Source organism: Proteiniphilum sp. UBA1028 (assembly GCF_002316955.1).
GTDB lineage: Bacteria > Bacteroidota > Bacteroidia > Bacteroidales > Dysgonomonadaceae > Proteiniphilum.
In genome coordinates, this window is the sequence record NZ_DCEN01000052.1 from 21,420 (window position 1) to 41,171 (window position 19,752).

Below are 19,752 nucleotides of genomic sequence, written 5' to 3' on the forward strand. Positions count from 1 at the left end.
ATGACACAGAGATGAATTTCGAACTTTATACAGTTTGCGATATCTGGGACCGACGACGGGGGAACCAACTACGACACAATGACTGCCGTATTTGATTATGGACAGGAAAATGAAAAAAGCCGGGTGACGGCTTTCAGGTAATTTACTCATCACGATAAAACAACGCATCGGGAGGTACCAGGGAGTGGTATTTTTCCAACGGTGATAAACTGACAGTCAGCAGCTTCTACGATGGATGAAATACTCCTTTATTTTTCATCTTTTTTATGTTAATTATTTTAATTGGGCAATTAGTTTGTCTATATTTGTCGTGAAATTTTCCTTTCATGAATTCTTTTACCGACATACATCGTTTCAACCAATTGTTTAATGAATATTACGAACGTTTTATTTGTTTTGCACAAGGATATGTAAGAGAGAGAGAAACTGCCGAGGATTTTGTTTCGGAAGCTTTTACCCTGTTTTGGGAGAACCGGGAAAGCCTTTTCTCCGACACGAAGCCTCAAGCCTATATTTTAACTATTGTAAAAAACAAATGCCTGAATCACCTACAACACATCCAGGTAAAGCAGCGTACTGAAAACATACTATGTGAACATGAGTCATGGCGATTATCATTAAGTATAAACACACTGCGAGCCTGTGACCCGGAATTTCTCTTTTCAGAAGAAATGGAGAGGATCATTCATGAAACCCTTCAAAGTTTACCCAAAAAGACACATCAAATATTTGTATTAAACCGGTTTGAAGGTCTTTCATATCATGAAATTGCAGAAAAAATGAATCTAAGCTGCAAAACAATCGAGTACCACATTTCAAGAGCATTGCGTGAACTTCGTATAAATCTGAAATATTTATACATCCTTATACCTTTCTTGTTTATTTTTTGTTAAAACACATTTTCCATTTAGGGTAATTCTTTTCTTAACTGTTATCTATATATACAGAAAGAATATTTACTCGATGGACAGGGAGTTATTATACCGCTTTTTTGAAGGAAAAACATCTATTGATGAAGAGAAAGTAATTCGTCAGTGGTTAGACCAATCCGTGGTAAATGAGAAGACCTTTATTGAAGAACGTAAAACGTATGACGCACTGCTATTCACATCGCGTGAAGTTGTAAGCAAACAAAAGAGATTGCCCGAATCCACTCCATGGATAATAAGTGCGGTTGCAGCGGTCGTTTTACTTCTCATTGTAGGCGGTTTATATTTGTTCAATAACAATAATTACCCGGAGCAGTACAACACCATTCTTGTCCCCCCCGGACAACGAATTAATCTTATTTTGGCAGACAACAGCAATGTCTGGTTAAATGCAAACACTACATTTCGCTATCCTAGCCAATTTTCAAAGAAGTATCGTACCGTCTATTTAGACGGGGAGGCCTACTTTGCAGTCAGCAAGAATGAAAAAAAACCTTTTATCGTGAAAACCAGTCTGGGTGATGTGCAGGTTACAGGAACGGCCTTTAACGTTGAAGCTTACAGCCAATTTAACCACTTTGAAACAAGTCTTTTTGAAGGAGGTGTGGATGTATTTAAAGAAGGAATAAAATTAACCTCATTGAAACCAAACGAAAAAGCAACTTTTCAGAACAATAATCTGGTTATCTCTGAGATAATCAATACTGATAAATATCTTTGGCGACAAGGGCTTATCGCCTTTAACGATACGAAGTTAGACGAAATACTCTTATCGCTTGAAAAATATTTCGATGTGGATATTCATATCGATTCCAAAAGTTTACCCCAGCACACCTATACAGGAAAATTCCGCCAGTCAGACGGTGTTGATTACGCACTACGTGTACTACAGAAAAGTATCCATTTTACTTATGTAAGAGATGATCACACCGGTAAAATTTACATTAAATAACAAATTTAAAAACTAATACATATGAACTAGGGGACAGACCAAAAAAACCGACAGGTGCTGCAACACCCATCGGTTGAAATGAAAATCAACACAATTAATCTATTAACTGTATTAACTTAACAATTACAAATGTATGAAGAAAAACAACTCATCGGGCACTAATTTAACCGAAAAAGTGCCTATTAAACATTTTTTATCGATTATGCGAACAACCTTTATTCTATTGTTTACCTGTGTCTTTTGCACTATGGCTGAAATGAGTTATACACAAAATGCCAGGGTAACAATCAATAAGCGCAATGTAGCTCTGAAAGAGGTACTAAACGACATTGAAAAACAGACCGATTATCTATTCATCTACAATAATGAAGTAAACACCAACGAAAAGGTGTCGGTCAGAGCGAATCAAAAAGCTGTTTCTAATGTGCTAACTTCCTTATTGAAGGATAAAGATCTTGATTATTCCATGGAAGGAAATCATATCATTCTCACTGTTGTTGATAAATCAAAACTCACTTCAGAAGAAATGAAAATAGTTGCTCAACAACAAAAGAAAACAATAACAGGAACCGTGACGGATAAAAATGGCGAACCGATTATTGGTGCAAACATAATTGAATCGGGAACTACAAATGGGACTGTTACTGATATTGATGGGAATTTTTCTCTGTCTGTAGAGGATAATGCTTTCATACGAATTTCTTATATCGGTTACTTAGAACAAAATATAAATACTGCAAAAAAAACGCACCATGAGGTAATTCTGGAAGAAGATACCCAAGCTCTGGATGAACTAGTAGTGGTGGGATATGGTGTAATGAAAAGAAGTGATTTAACCGGCGCAGTTGCATCTGTGAAAACAGAAGAATTAAATAATATTCCTGTAGCAAATATCATGAATGCTTTGTCTGGAAAAATTGCTGGAATAGATGTTGGGCCTGTAACTCGACCTGGAGGTTCACCATCGGTATTAATTAGAGGCAGACGTTCGATTAATGCGGATAATAGTCCGCTCTACGTTGTTGATGGTATTCCAAAAAACTCAATTGATGATATACCAGTCAGTGAAATTCAAAATATTGAAGTTTTAAAAGACGCTGTATCTGCTTCGATATATGGTTCTAGGGGAGCAAATGGCGTAATCCTAATTACCACGAAAGGTGGCAATCTTTCTCAAGAAAAAACAACAATTAATTTTGATGCTTTTTACGGCTTAAACATGGTAAAATTACCTGACTTAATGGATGGTAATGAATATATATCTTATCGTCGAGATAGAGCTCGCTTTGACGCCTATCGAGGAATTGGTTGGGATACAGGCGCACCGCTTAATGACGATCAAACCTTTGATGCGAAGGAATTAGGATCTGTAAATAATAATATTTTTACAGATTGGAAGAAACTCCTTTATAAAGAATCTACTGCTAGTCAAGAGTATAATTTGAGTATTGAAACTTCCGGAGTAAAAAACAATGGTCGTTTCTCTATAGGATTTAGAGATGATGAAGGTTATTACCCCAATAATGGCGCGAGACGATTAAGCCTGGGTTTAAGACAAGAGCAGCGTATTTTTAATTTCTTGAAAATAGGAATCAATGCACGCTACACAAATTTAGTTCAAAATGACGTTGAGCCCGGCGTCATGCAAAGTTCGGGTACGGTGACATATAATGCTCTCACATATTTGAATCCATTAATAAGGGCCTACGATGACGACGGTAATTTGATAGAAAATGTGATTAACATTTACGCAAATCCGCTTCTCGATTTTAACAATCCATATCAAGACAAGCTGACATACCACAGATTGTTCGGTGTTGCTTCTTTATATGCTGACTTATTTAAAGGGATGACCTTTAATTCTAATTTTGGTTACGAAATTGACAACCGGCTAGGAGATGTTTTTTATGGAAAAAACACGACTAAACGTTACATTGTACGTGATAGCGAAGGAGCCTACGCAGAAAAAAATAATTCGTTCAATACTGATTTGACTTGGGATAATATTTTGAATTACACGCAGACTTTTCAAAAACACAATGTGAATGCGACTGGTGTAGCCAGCCTTCAAAAAGGGGTTAATAAATACTTTCAAGCAAAGGGAACAGGCTTGCCAGATGATGGTTTGGGTAATTGGAACTTATCAGAATTAACCGGAAACATTCGAAACGAAAGTTCATACAGTCAAAAAACAATCGCATCATTAATTGGGCGTTTTCAATATGGCTATGACAACCGATACTTATTGAATTTCTCTATACGCTCTGATGGCGCATCGGTTTTAGCACCCGGCAATAAATGGGCTACATTCCCTGCCATCTCTGGTGCCTGGATAATCAATAATGAAGATTTTTACAAATCAAATGTGCTTACCTCATTGAAAGTCCGGCTTAGCTATGGCTCAGTAGGCAATGCAGCAATAAACCCATACGAGACTTTTGCGGGGACAAAGGCACGCCGAACCAATTTCGGTAATACATTATTAACCGGTTATATGTTAGATGGGTTAGTGAATAAAAGTTTGGGTTGGGAGATTTCGAAAACAACAAACGTTGGATTAGATTGGGGATTGTTCAGAGGACGCATAAATGGTTACATTGATGCTTACAGAACTTATACCTCTGATTTATTATTTATGCGTTCTTTGCCTAATTTAAGCGGTTCTACGGAGATTTGGCAAAACATCGGTGAAACCAGCAATATTGGGTTAGAATTATCAATTAATTCTACGAATATTACAACCAAAGATTTTAAATGGCAAACAGACATTAATTATTCGTTTAACAAAAGTAAAATTGAAAAATTAATTACCTCGGAAGATATGCCCAATAACAATTTATTTATTGGAAAGCCATTGAGAGTATATAATGATTACATCCTGGATGGAATCTGGCAAGTTAGCGAGGTTGATGAAGCTAAAAAATACGGAACATACCCTGGTTATCAGAAGTTAAAAGACATAGCTGGTCCCGATGGAGAAGGTGCCGATGGTTCTATCAGCAGCACTTTTGACAAAAAGATTCTTGGACAAAGAGATCCCTCGTGGATGGCATATATGCGGAATTCTTTCACATACCAGAATCTGAGTTTGTCGTTTACAATGAATGGAAAATTTGGACACATGATTCAGATGGCTGGCACAGGTTGGAGCAGTGCTCTTCCATTAAAATTGTTGAACGATTATTGGACTCCCGATAATCCCAATGGAAAATATCCATTAATGGCTTTATCAACCACCAATACATTAGATGGATTATGGAGATATAGAAAGGGTGACTATATTGTTATGCAAGAGATATCCCTGGCATATCGTTTCAAATTAAAACCTTTGAATAATGTCAATGTGAGTTTTTTAGCTCATAACCCATTTTTTATCTACAGAGCTGCCAAAGATTGCATTGATCCAATGTCTCCAAGTTCTGACTGGACGGTCTGGAAGTCTTATGCATTAAAATTTAACGTTACATTTTAAATTAGATTATTATGAGAACGATAATAAAAAAAATTACCATTATCAATTGTATAATTCTTCTAGGAATTCTCACTTCTTGTGAAACATTTTTAGATGAAGAACCCAAAGGTCGTTTAGATGAATCATTTCTAAAAACCGAAAGTGGACTTAAATCACTGTCTGTAGCTTTATACGAGAGAGCACATTATCAAATATATACATTATTACATCTGGGCGCAGCTGGTACGGACGAAATTACTTTCGCACAAGAAAGAACTGCGGAACGCATGACACTTTATCAAACTGATGTCTTAGTAGAATCCAGCGAAGTAAGAAATGCATGGAGATATCTTTATGAAATGCTGAACAACTGCAATTATGGTTTATCCATTATTGATGAGGTCCCATTTAATTCACAAGCGGATAAAGATAAAATAACCGGAGAATTCAATTTTTTCAGAGCCTGGCTTTTCTGGATAGCAGTAGAATTATGGGGTGAAGGTGCTCACTATACGTTAACCCCAACAGAAGGAGTGATAACAGAAGGATACCAAACTACTATCGATGTATTCTATAAAACTATTTTAGACGACATTAGCATTGCTGAACAAAAACTTCCCGCTAAATCTAATCTGAATGGTGAATTAAATATAGATATTGCCAACGCACTTAAAGCCAGAGTTCTGATGTCACTCACTCAGTATTCAGATTCCATTATTAAGTCTACTGGATACTATACTTCTAAAAATGAAGTATATTCTGCAGCAAAAAAAATTGCAGACTCTTTCATATCATCATCGAAGTATGGACTATTAGATGATTATGCCAGTGTTTTCAATGTTAATAACGAAGGCAATAAGGAAACAATTTGGGCGCTTCAAATGACACTCGACCCTGTATATACACTTGAATTGCATATACTTGCAAGGGACTTCACGGCCAATCCAACATTTAGTTTAAGAGAGAAAAAATCGCTGCTTAGTGGCTATGGTTTGTATGAACATAGCGGGTGGTATGGACGGAAAATGGGATCCTATATGGCTACATATTATTATGCGACTCTCTTTGATGAAAACGACAAAAGATTGGAAGGGACTTTTGAAACAGTATATCGTAAACTTTGGAATTCTGCAACAAATAAATATGACGATATGGGTGTTCCCATGAAAGATGGAAAACCAACTGATACAATTCTCTATCGCCCCATGCGTGAAGTCAGTGAAGAAGAGGCTGCGGAATATAAGAAGCGTGGTATTTTCGTAGATGGTTTAAATTTAATCTATAAAGGGGAAAACAAAAAACCTGGAGGTGGATACAGATCAAATGAACGCATGTACTGTAATACAATTACCAAATATTTAGATCGTAATCGTACTGCACCCAAATTAGAGAAAAGTGGGAATGATATCATCATATTCCGATTGGCTGAACAGTACTTGATTGGAGCAGAATGTGCGTTATTTTTAGAGGGAAATAATGCAGCAAAAGTATATATTGATAATCTACGCAAAAGAGCACGCAAAACAACAAATTCTTTACCTGTAGTAGCATCCGATATTGACATCGACTATATTTTAGATGAACGCACCCGGGAATTAGGAACGGAAATGATTCGATGGTTTGACCTGAAAAGAACCAATCGTTTCGAACGAATACCTCAACTCAACCCTGATTGCGAATTCTTTGATATTAACATTCATAAATTAAGGCCTATACCAAATTCTGAATTGGAGTTGATAACTAATTATCCAGAAGGATTTAAACAAAATCCAAATTATCCATCAAAAATTAGTCAATAAAAAGTTGTCAACGGTTGAGTTGAAATAGCTTTACACTTGGTAATAGAAATCTATTAATTTCTATTACCAAGTGTATTAACTAATTTCGAAAACAAATAACCTGGAGATAGTATGCAATGACAAAATTCATCCTACAAAAATTGAAATATTCTTTCAGCCTTCATCTGCAAACTATCTCCAGATACAACTATATCATCTTCCATTTCAAAACTGTATAATCTATTTTGTAAAAACATCATTCCCCCACCCGTTTAGTCCATAGTACAGATTGAACGAACCTAATATTATACTATATGCATAAAAAAATTGTTTTATCCCTTTTATTGATATTATATTCACTGTCATGTTCGCATAAAATTGACAATCATAAACCTCTTAAGGTTGATGAAGAGGTGAAAGGGTGGATCATCCTATCTGACAATCTTCAGGAAAATATGTTTGTAATTGATAATGCTTCAAAATATGAAATTAATCATTTACAATTATCACATGATCTTATTCACGACTTAAGACATGTTCGGATTCTTGAAAGGCTTGAAAAAGCTAACAAACTGATTGAACATGCACATGCCAAAGGAATCCAAGAGGTTGTATTATGGGACAGGTCATTGTATAATCTGGATTATTATCCTGAACGATTTAGAACCGGACCAAATGGAACGATAGATTTGGATAACCCTGCTTTTTGGGAATGGTTCAAAGATGATTACCGACAAATGCTTGATTTAGTACCTAATATACAAGGATTAATTCTTACATTTATTGAAACTGGAGCTAGAGTGGAAGATCAATATTCTGTGAAATTAAAAAATAATCAAGAAAAACTGGCTGAGGTGGTAAATAATATTGCATCTGTTGTTATTGGAGAACGAGGGTTAAATCTTTATGCAAGAACATTTTCTTATACCTATGAGGAATATGAGAATATTGTTAAAGCAATCGAACTATTTGAATACCCTGAAATCAGATTAATGATGAAAGAAACGCCCCATGATTTTTTTCTTACCCATCCAAATGATTTTTTTGCTGGCACAATTAACAGGCCAACAATTATTGAATTTGATGTAGGTGCAGAGTTTAATGGGCAAGGTGTCGTAGCAAACACTTGGCCTGAACATATTTTATATCGTTGGAGCGATTTTTTAAAACGTGATCATATTATAGGTTATGCAGCACGAACAGATCGCTATGGAAACACAAGAGTATTAGGACGCCCCTCCGAAATTAATCTTTATACTTTAAAAAGATATTTGGAAGATCGAAGTTTATCTGCCGATGATATTTATAATGAATACATAAGGAAAACATATAACGAAGAAGCTCTGCCTTTTATCAAGAACGCTTTTAAGAATTCTTTTGATATTATTACATCAGTATTCTACACACTTGGGACAAGTACTACCAATCATTCACAACTAAATTACGACCCATATGCATCTCATTGGGCTCGTCACGTATCTGGAAAATGGCTTGATCCACCTGTAGTTTTTATAAAACATGGAATTAATCGCGAATTTCATTATTGGAAAGATATTGTTAATACACTCGCTCCGGATTGGGCTAAAGCCGGCGGGACTCAATTATACGAGATCCCATGGGTAACGGATAATGGGTGGTTGACTCGTGGAGAAAATATGAATGAGGAATTTCTTTCTTACATTATAACTGAAAAAGAGTATGGTGTAAAATTAGCCCAAGAGTCATTAAATCAAATTAAAGATGCTGAACCATTTTTATCTACAGAGCAATATCAAAACTTGTTTAACTATTTCAATCGTACGATGTTAACAGCACAGTTACATAAAGCTGTGAGCACGCTTTATTTTGGATATAGAATATATGCAAGAGGGCCATCTTATCATAGTTCAAATTTGATGGAGATAATTAGTAGAGCTTTGGATGAAAGCAAAGAAATTTCCGAAATAATTAAAAAATATGATGACGAAGTTTCAATTGGACAATGGAATTGGAAGAAAGATGCAGACATTGCTCTACAATATTGTGAATGGATCGAAAATGGGACCTGGCCTGATGAGACTCGGGGATTTTCAACTAATTTAAATGGTATTATTTTCAAGAAAAGCAATTAATAAAATCTTTAGAAAGAGTGAAGAGTTTGTCGATAGTATTCAGAGAAGGGAGAGATTACGTGAATGAAGATCACGATAATAAACCTTTCCCCTTGGTCAAGGTTAACAATCTGAAAAATATTACTATGGAAATGTTTCCACCTGAATATGATTATGGAACACTTTAAATTAAAAAATATGAAAGCATTAAAAATAATTCTCCTTCATTTTCTGGTTTTATCATGCTTTTCAGTAAATGCTACCGATATAGGCGGGCAAGTTATCTTCAAACATGATAAAATAAATCAAAAAGTAGATGTATTTATTGATAAAAAATATTTCACTTCTTATTTGTACTCGAACGATCTGGAAAAACAGGTTCTATTTCCAATTTTCACAGCGTCGGGGAAGGATATTACGAGGGGATTTCCACTTGCTCCAAGACCTTTTGAGAGAACCGATCATCCACACCATATCGGGTTGTGGTTTAATTTTGGTGATGTTAACGGCCTGGATTTCTGGAACAATTCTTTGACAATTAAGCCTGAAAATAAACACAAATATGGTTCCATAAAATTCATCAAAATAAAAAATATAAACGCTTCAAAAGGGAAGTTACAAACATTGGCAGCGTGGATAGACAATGAAGGAAAAAAACTTTTAGAAGAAAATACTACTTTCATCTTTAGCGAGAATAATGGTCTCCGCTCAATTGAAAGAATTACCCAATTGACATCAAAACAAAAAGAAGTCATTTTCACTGAAAATAAAGAGGGTCTTATAGGACTTCGTGTCGACAGGGCTTTTGAAGAGCCTTCTCAAAAAGCTGAAAGATATTTAGACTCAAATGGGAATATGACAGAAACTCCTGTTTTAAATAACGAAGGGGTTAACGGAGTTTACCGAAATGCTGAAGGTGTGACCGGAAGTGATGTTTGGAGCAAAAAAAGCAAATGGGTGGCGTTACATGCTGATAAGAGTGGAGAAATTATTACCATTGTCATGTTCGATAACGAGAAAAACCCCAACTATCCTGCATGGTCTCATGCTCGGGGATATGGTCTTTTTGCTATGAATAATCTTGCAGGTAAAGCTGTAGATAAGGATTCTCCTTCCGTGAAAATTACGCTGAAAAAAGGAGAAAAGATCACTTTCCGACATAAAATTATCATCGGTGGAAACCTTTCTGATTCTCAAATAGACAATATGGCCAACAATTTTAATCGTTGAAAATATATGAAGAAGTCGGAAGGAACTGAAATTGTTAAAGAGGTAAATCATTCCAACTTCCGATTGCCGGCAGACATGTTATCACATGAGAATAGAATATGAAGGGCCTGAAATCATTATTCAATATGAAATGTTTAATCAACTTTTCATATTGCCGAAAAACAGGAAAGATCCGTTCCCGGCACTTTTAATGAAGATTTTAGGCTCTATCTTGATGCATTGAAAAGAACAGGATAGAAAAGTGAAATCTCAATCGAATCTCGTTGGCTGGATTTTGACACACAGATACCAGTGGCTATGGAAAGATTAAAAAACAATTTAACAATTATCAATATGGAAACAAGAAGAAATTTTATCAAAAAATCAGCACTTGGAGTGGCCGGAATAACGTTGGGAAGTACGATGAATATGTCGGCAAAAAGTTATGCCAGCATTATCGGAGCCAACGATAAAGTAAGAGTGGGTATATTGGGATTTTCCAATCGATTCAAAAGTTCGCTCGGAAAATCTTTTCTCAAATATGCAAAAGATATGAACTTCGAACTTTATACCGTTTGCGATATCTGGAATCGCAGACGGGATGAAGGACAGGCATGGTATAAGGAACAAACCGGAGGCAGCATCAGAACTGCCAGAAACAGCGATGAACTATGGTCCCAAAAGCCCGATGCTGTGATTATCAGTACGGCCGACTTCCAGCATGCGCTGCACACTGCTGAAGCGGTAAGAGCCGGATGCGACGTGTATGTGGAAAAACCGTTTGCAGAAACGATGGACGATGCCAATTTCGCACTGAAAGCTGCAAAAGAAACCAATAAAGTGATTCAGGTAGGCTCTCAACGCCGCAGTGGAACCAACTACCAAGCTGCTTACGACTACATCAATTCGGGAAAATTCGGGAAAATCATTGCCGTGGAGATGACCTGGAACGTAAACCAGCCGGGACGCTGGCGCCTGCCCCAACTGACAAAAGAAATCAGGGAAAAGGATACCGACTGGAAACGATTCCTGATGAACCGTCCTTACGAGGCATGGGATCCCCGCAAGTATCTCGAGTATCGGCTTTTCTGGCCATACTCTTCCGGTATTCCGGGGCAATGGCTCGCTCATCAGATAGATACCGTACACTGGTTCTCGGAACTTGAATATCCACGGTCGGTTGTAGCCAATGGGGGCATTTACATGTGGAACGACGGAAGGACCAACTATGATACGATGACTGCCGTCTTTGATTACGGACATTCAAAAGAAAAAGAACCGGGAGACGGATTTCAGGTAATCTATTCATCACGGCAAAACAACGCATCGGGAGGTACCAAGGAGTGGTATTTTTCCAACGGAGGGAAACTGGATCTCGATACCAATATCGTAAACAACGATGGCGGGCTTACCGAAAGGCATGCTTCAGCGATGGACATGAAACCTTTTATGCTTGAAACGTTCGAACTACCACAAATAACTGTAGAAACCGACTCAAATACCGGATCCGATCCACTAACAAATGCCCATATGAAAAACTGGATGGATTGTGTAAGAGACAGTAACGTGAAAACAAATGCCCCTGTGGAGGCTGGATACAGCCACTCCATCGCCGATATCATGGTTACAGCAGCCCTTCGTACCGGACAACGTGCTACCTTCGACGAAAAATTAAGGCAAGTTGTTGCAGGAGGAAAAGTGTTCAAATATTAATGAATAAACAAAATAGGATATTATGGAAAAGAAAAAAACAAATTTGTTTACGAGAAGAGATTTTTTAGCTATAACCGGAGCTGTTGCGGGTACTTCATTGATTGCCCCCCTCTCCGGACTTCAAGCAAGTAACGTGAAGGTAAATCAAAAAAACAAAATCAAGAAGAAGATTGCTTTGGTAGGTACCGGAAGTAGGGGTACCTCAATGTGGGGAAGCAGTTTAGTAAAAGACTATTCCGATTATCTTGAATTCGTGGGTCTCTGTGACAATAATCCAGGCAGACTAGCAGCCGGTAAAGAAATTATCGGAACTTCATGCCCAACCTATACCGATTTCGACAAAATGATGATCGAAACCAAACCGGATATATTGATTGTCACAACAGTAGATAACACACACGATCATTTCGTAGTAAGAGGGATGGAATTGGGTGCCGATATTATTTGTGAAAAGCCAATGGCTACAGATGAGAAAAAAATTCAAGCCATCATAGACGGAGAGAAGAGAACAGGAAAAAAATGCCGGGTCACGTTCAATTACAGATATTCGCCCCATCGTGCAAAAATGTGGGAACTTCTGCAGGCGGGAGAGATCGGAGAGTTGACTTCTGTTGATTTTCACTGGTATCTTGACACTTCACACGGAGCTGATTACTTCAGAAGATGGCATAGGCTTGTGGAGAGAAGCGGTTCGCTATGGGTACACAAGGCCAGTCATCATTTTGATCTTCTGAACTGGTGGGTCGATAGTGATCCGGAAAGTGTATACGCCCTGGGAGAGTTGAATTTCTACGGTAAAAACGGGACTTATAGAGCGGAGAATTGTCGCAATTGTCCTCATACTGATAAATGCAACTTTTACTATGATATTCTCAAAAACCAAAGATACAAGCAACTGTATGTTGATAACGAGAAATATGACGGTTATTTAAGAGATGGTTGTGTATTCAAAAATGACATTAATATTTTTGATAAAATGGCGGCCACAATCAAGTACATGAATGGTGTTCAGGTAGCCTATTCTTTAACGACATATTCGCCTTATGAAGGTTATCGGATAGCATTTAACGGAACGAAAGGAAGAATGGAGGCATGGATACAGGAATCCAAACCTACTTCGGATGTGAACTATGATGAAATCGTCTTATTTAAAAATTTTGGTAAGCGGGAATACATTCAAGTACCTTTCGGTACATCAGGCCACGGAGGAGGTGATTCGCTGCTGAAAGATCAAATATTCATACCCGACACAAAAGATCCTTTCAGACAATCAGCCGGAGTAAGAGATGGCTCTCTGGCTTGTTTAGTCGGGATTGCCGCCAGAAAAAGTATTGCATCCAAAGAACCGGTTATGATTAAGGATTTGACGTCAATCGTACCTAAAGTAAAGAAAGAATAAACATAAAAGAATTAAAATTGTACTACCTGTGATTTTTAGCATATCCTAATTTCTAAAGGCAAAGATATGCTGAAAAGGGAATAGAGTCATTCAAAACATTCCACAAGGAAGAAAAATTAAAGATCATGAAGACAATATAATAAGAAAAATTCAATTTTAAGTAACTTCCTTGAGGCCGTCTCATAACACAAAGATGAGATGGCCTTTTTTAGTTTTTTTCCTAACTTAGCGGATTCAAAGAATCAATCAGACCCAAAACTATAAAATATCAAACTAACAATGACCTCTAGAAGACAATTTTTAAAAACGATGGGCGGCATAACCCTGCTCACCATCGTTCCCCGAAACGTGCTGGGAAAAGGCATGATCGCTCCAAGCGATGAACTAACCAAAGGAATTATCGGTGTGGGCGGAATGGGCCGTAGCCACATACCATACGATAACACCCGTGTAGTGGCCATGTGCGACGTGGACAAAAAACACCTCACGGAAGCTGCCGCAAGAGTGAAAGATAAGATAAACCTGTACCATGACTTTCGCGATTTAATCCTGGACAAGAACGTGGATATCGTACACATTGCCACCCCGCCACACTGGCACGGGATCATGGCGGTGGAATCAGCAAAGGCCGGAAAAGACATCTTCTGCGAAAAGCCGATGACACGCACCATTGGTGAAGGCAAAAGGATACGGGAAGCGATTGCACAGCACGGGAATATCTTTCGCCTGAACACATGGTTCCGCTTCAAAGATCCTTTTTACGGATTGGGCACACCGGTTAAACCATTGAAGAAACTGATCGACAGCGGCATGCTGGGATGGCCTCTGAAAGTAACCATCAGCAAACATACCGGGTTCGACTGGAAATTTTATTGGGTAGGAAAAACACACCTGGAGCCGCAAGCCATCCCGGAAGAACTGGATTATGACATGTGGCTGGGACCGGCACCTTATAAACCTTATAATGCACATCGCGTACACCAGACCTTCCGCGGATACTGGGATTATGACGGCGGTGGCTTGGGCGATATGGGCCAGCATTACATCGATCCGGTACAATACATGCTGGGTAAGGATGGAACCAGCCCCGTAAAGGTGGAGGTGGATGCACCCCAACAGCATCCCGATGCGGTAGGGACATGGCGATCCATCACCTACACATACGACGACGAATGCCAGATCATCCTCTGGGGCGGAGATTACGGAAAGCCCGACACTCCCTACATTTCAGGGCCAAACGGAAATGTATACAAGAATTTTGTATGCGACATTCCCGACTGGGAAAAGAAACTGGCCGATTTTCCCGAGCCGGAGGCACAAAATACCAATTTCATTGAATGTATACACAACAGACAAAAGTATGCATTGAACGAAATAAACGGACACCGGTCATGTACCATCGTAAACATGGGCGCCGTGGCACTCCAGTTGAACAGGACACTCGAGTTTGATCCCGTGAAGGAGATGTTCGTCAACGACGAAGAAGCAAACCGGCTGGTAAATCAACCCACCCGTGCACCGTGGACCATTTAATTTTTATGATAATAAATAACCGTATGAAACATATACACCTTTTTTTCATCTGTCTCGGCCTGCTGATTGCTGGCGGAGTGCAGGCTCAAATGCCGGCAGGCAGGACAAAAGCCACCATTGTGGCCGATGTGTTGGCACAACTACCGGCCGAAACACCTCAAAAATACAACCAAACGATTGCAGACCTGGCCTCTACCGGAGAAGAAGGTTTGCTCGATCTAATCGGCAGGATGAACCCTCCCGGGAACAAAAGTAACGAAGCCACGGAATATGCCATTAGCGGATGGACACATTTTGTGGCAAACGATCCTGAAAAACGCTCTGTTGCCGCTAATGCTTTTGAAAAAGCATTGAAACAACCGCTGGATAAAGAGATAAAAGCATTTGTGATCCGTCAGCTCAGAACCATTGCCACGGACGACAACGTGGACATTTTATCCGGTTTCCTTACCGATATACAGCTCTCAGACCCGGCCTCACAAGCTTTGGTAAGCATTGGGACGGACAAAGCGCATGCATCACTACTGGATGCAATAAAAACTACGGATTCCGACCCCATCCTGTTGAATCTGGCAAATGCCATTGCCCAGACAGACCACGCTGCAGCAGAACCCAAATTGTTGAATCTTTTCGGAAAAAGCACCTCGGAGAAATTGCAAAAAGTGCTCCTGAATGCTCTTGCCCAAACTGGCACAAAAGAGTCGCTCAATGCATTACGGAATGAGGCAGCAAAGACAAATTTCTCGTATAGCAGGAACAACGCGACTGCATCATATCTTACTTTGCTAACACGGCTGAATGCATCCGACCCAAAACTGGTGAATAAAGAGGCCAGGAAGTTATTGTCTGTTGCATCGAAGCAGAATGCACAAGATCTGAGGATTGTTGCATCGGAACTACTTCTGGCGCAGCCGGCCACAAAAAAAGAGGCCTTACTGAAGAGTGCCCTTAAAGATGGGGACCTCGCTTATCTTTCCGGGATACTGAATGTGTATCCATTTCAAAAAGATAAGAAGTCGGTCCGCCTGATTCAAAAATCACTTTCTGTAAATCAATCTCCGCAGGTACAAACAGCACTCATCTATTGGCTGGCAAACCACGATGTGGAGGGTTCGGCAACACTCATAGCGCGTCATATTCACTCGTCCGATGAGATGGTACAAAAGGCGGCAGCACTCTCTCTGGCGAAAACGGGTGGCGACGAGTCGCTTTCTGCCCTGACAGGTTTGCTGAAAAGCAACAACGAGGCAACCGTGGCACTGGCGAAAGATGCATTATCGACTTTCAGGGGCGACATCTCCCACCCTCTTGCGTCTGTCTTTGACAACTGCGGGGATTTGGGTAAAAAAGCTATTTTGGAACTCATCTCCCTTCGCAAGATGAGAAGTCAGTATCATCTTGTCTACAACCAAATGTCCGGCGACAACGCGGTTGTAAAATCCGCCGCTGCCATCGCGTTGAAAGACATCGTCACAGATAACAATTTGCCCGATCTGTTTACCCTCCTGGAGCAGTCTGACCCGGCCTTTGTCCCGGATCTTCAACAAGCTGTCAACGCGGCATTAAACTACCTGCCGGCAGAGCAACAGCTAAAGTTGGTATCGGAAAGGATGGAAAAATCCACCAGCAAGTATCTGTACTACACCGCACTGGTTAACAGCGGATCACAAAAAGCAATTGACGTTATCACCAAAACATATGCTTCGTCAGCGGGAGCTGAAAAGAATGCAGCTTTTCTTGCGCTCACCGCATGGAAATCGTTTCATGTGATCTACCCCCTTCTGGATATTGCCCGGCAGAGCAAAAACAACCTGGAGCTGGAGAAAGTGACCGATGCATTGATTTCAACCATTGCCAAATCGGGTGAAACCGGCACAGTCAAATATCTCTATCTGCGGGAAACGATGCAGTTTGCCCAAAAAGACAAGCAGAAAAACGAGATACTGAAACTTTTGGGAAATACGGGGCAGTATCAGGCAATGCTTTTCGTGGCACTGTTCTTGGATCAGCCCTCACTAAAGGAGGCTGCTGCTCAGGCAGCCATGAACATTGCCATCAACAATCCGGCCTTTGCAGGCGCGGAAACAACTGCCATCCTGAACAAGGTAAGCAAGACACTCAGCAACCCCGATGCCGATTACCAGCGTCAGTCCATCAATAAGTACCTGACAGAAAATGCCGGCGAAGAAGGATTTGTCTCCCTCTTTAACGGTAGGAACCTGGAGGGGTGGAAAGGATTGGTGGAAAATCCCATCAAACGGACGAGAATGAGTCTGCGGGAACTGGCTGCAGCGCAGAAAAAAGCAGATCAGGAGGCAGAGGAAAGCTGGATTGTGGAGAACGGAGAACTCCTTTTCACCGGGAAAGGAAATAACCTTTGTACCGATAAACAGTACGGCGACTTCGAAATGCTGGTCGACTGGAAGCTCTACCCCGGCCCTGAGCCCGATGCAGGAATTTATCTCCGCGGAACGCCGCAGGTACAGATCTGGGATACTGCCCGGGTAAACGTGGGTGCCCAGGTTGGCTCCGGTGGGTTATACAACAACACGCAGAACCCCAGCAAGCCGCTGATGGTGGCCGATCAGAAAGTAGGTGAATGGAATACATTCCGCATCCGCATGGTCGGCGAAAGGGTATCGGTGTGGCTGAATGGTGAGCTGGTGGCCGACAACGTGATTCTCGAAAACTACTGGGACAGAAGTCAGCCCATCTTCCCGGTTGAACAGATCGAACTGCAGGCACACGGCAGCAAAGTGGCGTACAGAGACATCTTTCTAAAGGAGCTTCCCCGTCCGGAACCTTTTGAGCTTTCTGCAGAAGAAGAAAATGAGGGTTTCCGCATCCTCTTCGACGGCAGCAGCCTCGATCAGTGGACGGGCAACAAGAAAGACTATGCAGTAGAAAGCGGTCTGATTGTGCTGCACCCCAGCAAGGGCTCCGGCGGCAACCTGTATACCCGCGAGCAGTTCGATAACTTTGTGTTCCGTTTCGAGTTTATGCTCACACCGGGTGCCAACAACGGACTGGGTATCCGCACCCCGCTTGAGGGTGATGCCGCCTACGTGGGCATGGAGCTCCAGATATTGGATAACGATGCACCGGTATACGAGAAACTTCAGGTTTATCAGTATCACGGATCGGTTTACGGCGTGATTCCCGCAAAGAGGGGCTTTCTGAAACCCACCGGTGAATGGAACTACCAGGAAGTTATTGCGGACGGCGACCATATCAAAGTGATTCTGAACGGTACAACCATCCTCGACGGGAACATCCGTGAGGCATCCAAAAACGGAACAGTAGATCAACGGGATCATCCCGGGCTCCTCAACAAGACCGGACACATCGGATTTCTCGGACATGGATCGAAAGTAATGTTCAGAAATATCCGGATCAGAGAATTATAAAACCGTTGTGTTTGCATATGGAGGCCGTATCAAAATGAAAACCGGTCTCTAAGGACTAAATATTTGGTGCATTTCTCCAATACCAGAATAAATAAACAAACAAGAGGGTGAAATCACATTTGTGGTACACCCTCTTTCGTTTACAGTTGGTGTCCCAGCCTTAAACCTGCCCATACAGCGAGGAGACCTAAAACAATACTCGCGGAGGAGTAGAGTACAAAGAGACCCCATTGGTTCATTTCCATCAACCGCAGATTCTCAAAGGCAAAGGTTGAAAAAGTGGTGTAACCGCCACAAAAACCGACAATCATCAGCAGACGGAAAGACTGACTCCCGGGATGATGCGCGAAGATCCATCCTGAAAACAAGCCAATCAGCAGGCATCCTGCAATATTGGCGATAAAGGTACCCACAAACAACCATTCATGGTGTATATAACGGGATGCAAGCCGGGAAGTGACAAATCTAAGCATGCTGCCAACACCACCTCCGATACCCACGAAGAGCAAATCTTTCCACATAGCGTGCGGATTTTTTGTGGCAAAGATATGGATAATTATGGAGAAACGGGGAAACAGAAAGGTATACCCGCAAGGCTATCTTCCTTCCACTTCTGTTAAAATGATTGCTATAATACATTCCCGGCAACGGTTTTTCATTTTTTAAATAAAAAATAACAGGTTGTTCCTGCAAAATACGATATTTTATGCATAGTTTTGTAAGCTATGTTAAATGCATGCACAGGAAATCAAAATACAACAACATAAAAATCCAATCTACTATGTCAACAACAGCCAAATTGTACTCTTTAAACCTCAGTAACACGAAGACTTATCTGTTTGCAGCGATATTTATTGCCGGCAACCTGTTATTACCGCAACTGGCACACCTTGTACCGCAGGGAGGATTTATTTTCCTGCCAATTTATTTCTTCACGCTGATTGCTGCCTATAAATATGGGATCCACGTGGGTCTGCTCACGGCAGTCCTCTCTCCCCTGGCAAACAGCCTGCTTTTCGGCATGCCTCCTGTAGCAGTATTGCCTGCCATCATTATTAAATCGGCTATCCTGGCTGTTGCTGCTGCAATGGCCGCAAAGCATTTTGGGAAAGTGTCGTTGGTGGGTATTTTACTCTCCATCCTGGCCTATCAGGTAATTGGAACCGGTATTGAGTGGGGCATAACGCAAAACTTTGCAATTGCCATTCAGGACTTCCGTCTGGGTCTCCCGGGAATGGCTATCCAGCTTGCAGGGGGGTATCTGGTCCTGAAAGCTCTTGCCAAAAAATAA

At 40.5% G+C, this 19,752-nt stretch carries 12 protein-coding genes; 11 read left to right on the forward strand and 1 reads right to left on the reverse strand.

The features are described 5' to 3' along the window. The first annotated feature begins 326 nt into the window (after positions 1-326). The 10 genes from B3Z75_RS09795 (at position 327) to B3Z75_RS09840 (ending at position 18,461) form a co-directional block, all read left to right on the forward strand. Positions 327-893: an RNA polymerase sigma-70 factor gene (locus B3Z75_RS09795; protein ID WP_294070942.1), complete on the forward strand. Its 567-nt coding sequence runs from the start codon at positions 327-329 to the stop codon at positions 891-893. 70 nt (positions 894-963) lie between these two features. After that, a complete protein-coding gene (locus B3Z75_RS09800) occupies positions 964-1,881 on the forward strand; it encodes a FecR family protein (RefSeq protein WP_294070945.1) in 918 nt (305 codons plus the stop codon). A 133-nt stretch (positions 1,882-2,014) separates the two neighbouring features. Continuing rightward, positions 2,015-5,353: a TonB-dependent receptor gene (locus tag B3Z75_RS09805; protein ID WP_294070948.1), complete on the forward strand. Its 3,339-nt coding sequence runs from the start codon at positions 2,015-2,017 to the stop codon at positions 5,351-5,353. An 11-nt stretch (positions 5,354-5,364) separates the two neighbouring features. Beyond that, positions 5,365-7,131 (forward strand): RagB/SusD family nutrient uptake outer membrane protein, encoded by a 1,767-nt coding sequence (locus B3Z75_RS09810; protein ID WP_294070951.1) that lies wholly within the window; start codon positions 5,365-5,367, stop codon positions 7,129-7,131. Positions 7,132-7,424: 293 nt separating this feature from the next. Beyond that, the gene (locus B3Z75_RS09815) at positions 7,425-9,221 is read left to right on the forward strand and encodes a hypothetical protein (protein ID WP_294070954.1); all 1,797 of its coding nucleotides are present in this window, start codon (positions 7,425-7,427) and stop codon (positions 9,219-9,221) included. A 177-nt stretch (positions 9,222-9,398) separates the two neighbouring features. Beyond that, positions 9,399-10,430, forward strand: a complete 1,032-nt coding sequence (locus B3Z75_RS09820; RefSeq protein WP_294070957.1) for a PmoA family protein — start codon at positions 9,399-9,401, stop codon at positions 10,428-10,430. A 333-nt stretch (positions 10,431-10,763) separates the two neighbouring features. After that, positions 10,764-12,122, forward strand: a complete 1,359-nt coding sequence (locus tag B3Z75_RS09825) for a Gfo/Idh/MocA family protein (RefSeq protein WP_294070960.1) — start codon at positions 10,764-10,766, stop codon at positions 12,120-12,122. A gap of 22 nt (positions 12,123-12,144) precedes the next feature. Beyond that, positions 12,145-13,521: a Gfo/Idh/MocA family protein gene (locus B3Z75_RS09830; protein ID WP_294070962.1), complete on the forward strand. Its 1,377-nt coding sequence runs from the start codon at positions 12,145-12,147 to the stop codon at positions 13,519-13,521. Positions 13,522-13,800: 279 nt separating this feature from the next. Next, positions 13,801-15,054: a Gfo/Idh/MocA family oxidoreductase gene (locus tag B3Z75_RS09835; protein WP_294070965.1), complete on the forward strand. Its 1,254-nt coding sequence runs from the start codon at positions 13,801-13,803 to the stop codon at positions 15,052-15,054. A gap of 23 nt (positions 15,055-15,077) precedes the next feature. Further along, positions 15,078-18,461, forward strand: coding sequence for a family 16 glycoside hydrolase (locus B3Z75_RS09840; RefSeq protein WP_294070968.1), 3,384 nt, complete (start codon positions 15,078-15,080; stop codon positions 18,459-18,461). A 140-nt stretch (positions 18,462-18,601) separates the two neighbouring features. On the opposite strand, the gene crcB is transcribed toward B3Z75_RS09840, so the two are convergent. Further along, complete coding sequence (crcB, locus tag B3Z75_RS09845; protein ID WP_294070971.1) at positions 18,602-18,982, reverse strand: fluoride efflux transporter CrcB; 381 nt, start codon at positions 18,980-18,982, stop codon at positions 18,602-18,604. 260 nt (positions 18,983-19,242) lie between these two features. Between crcB and B3Z75_RS09850 the strand changes: the two genes are divergently transcribed. Then, positions 19,243-19,752 carry an ECF transporter S component gene (locus B3Z75_RS09850; protein ID WP_294070974.1) on the forward strand — a complete coding sequence of 170 codons (510 nt, stop codon included), beginning with the start codon at positions 19,243-19,245 and terminating at the stop codon, positions 19,750-19,752.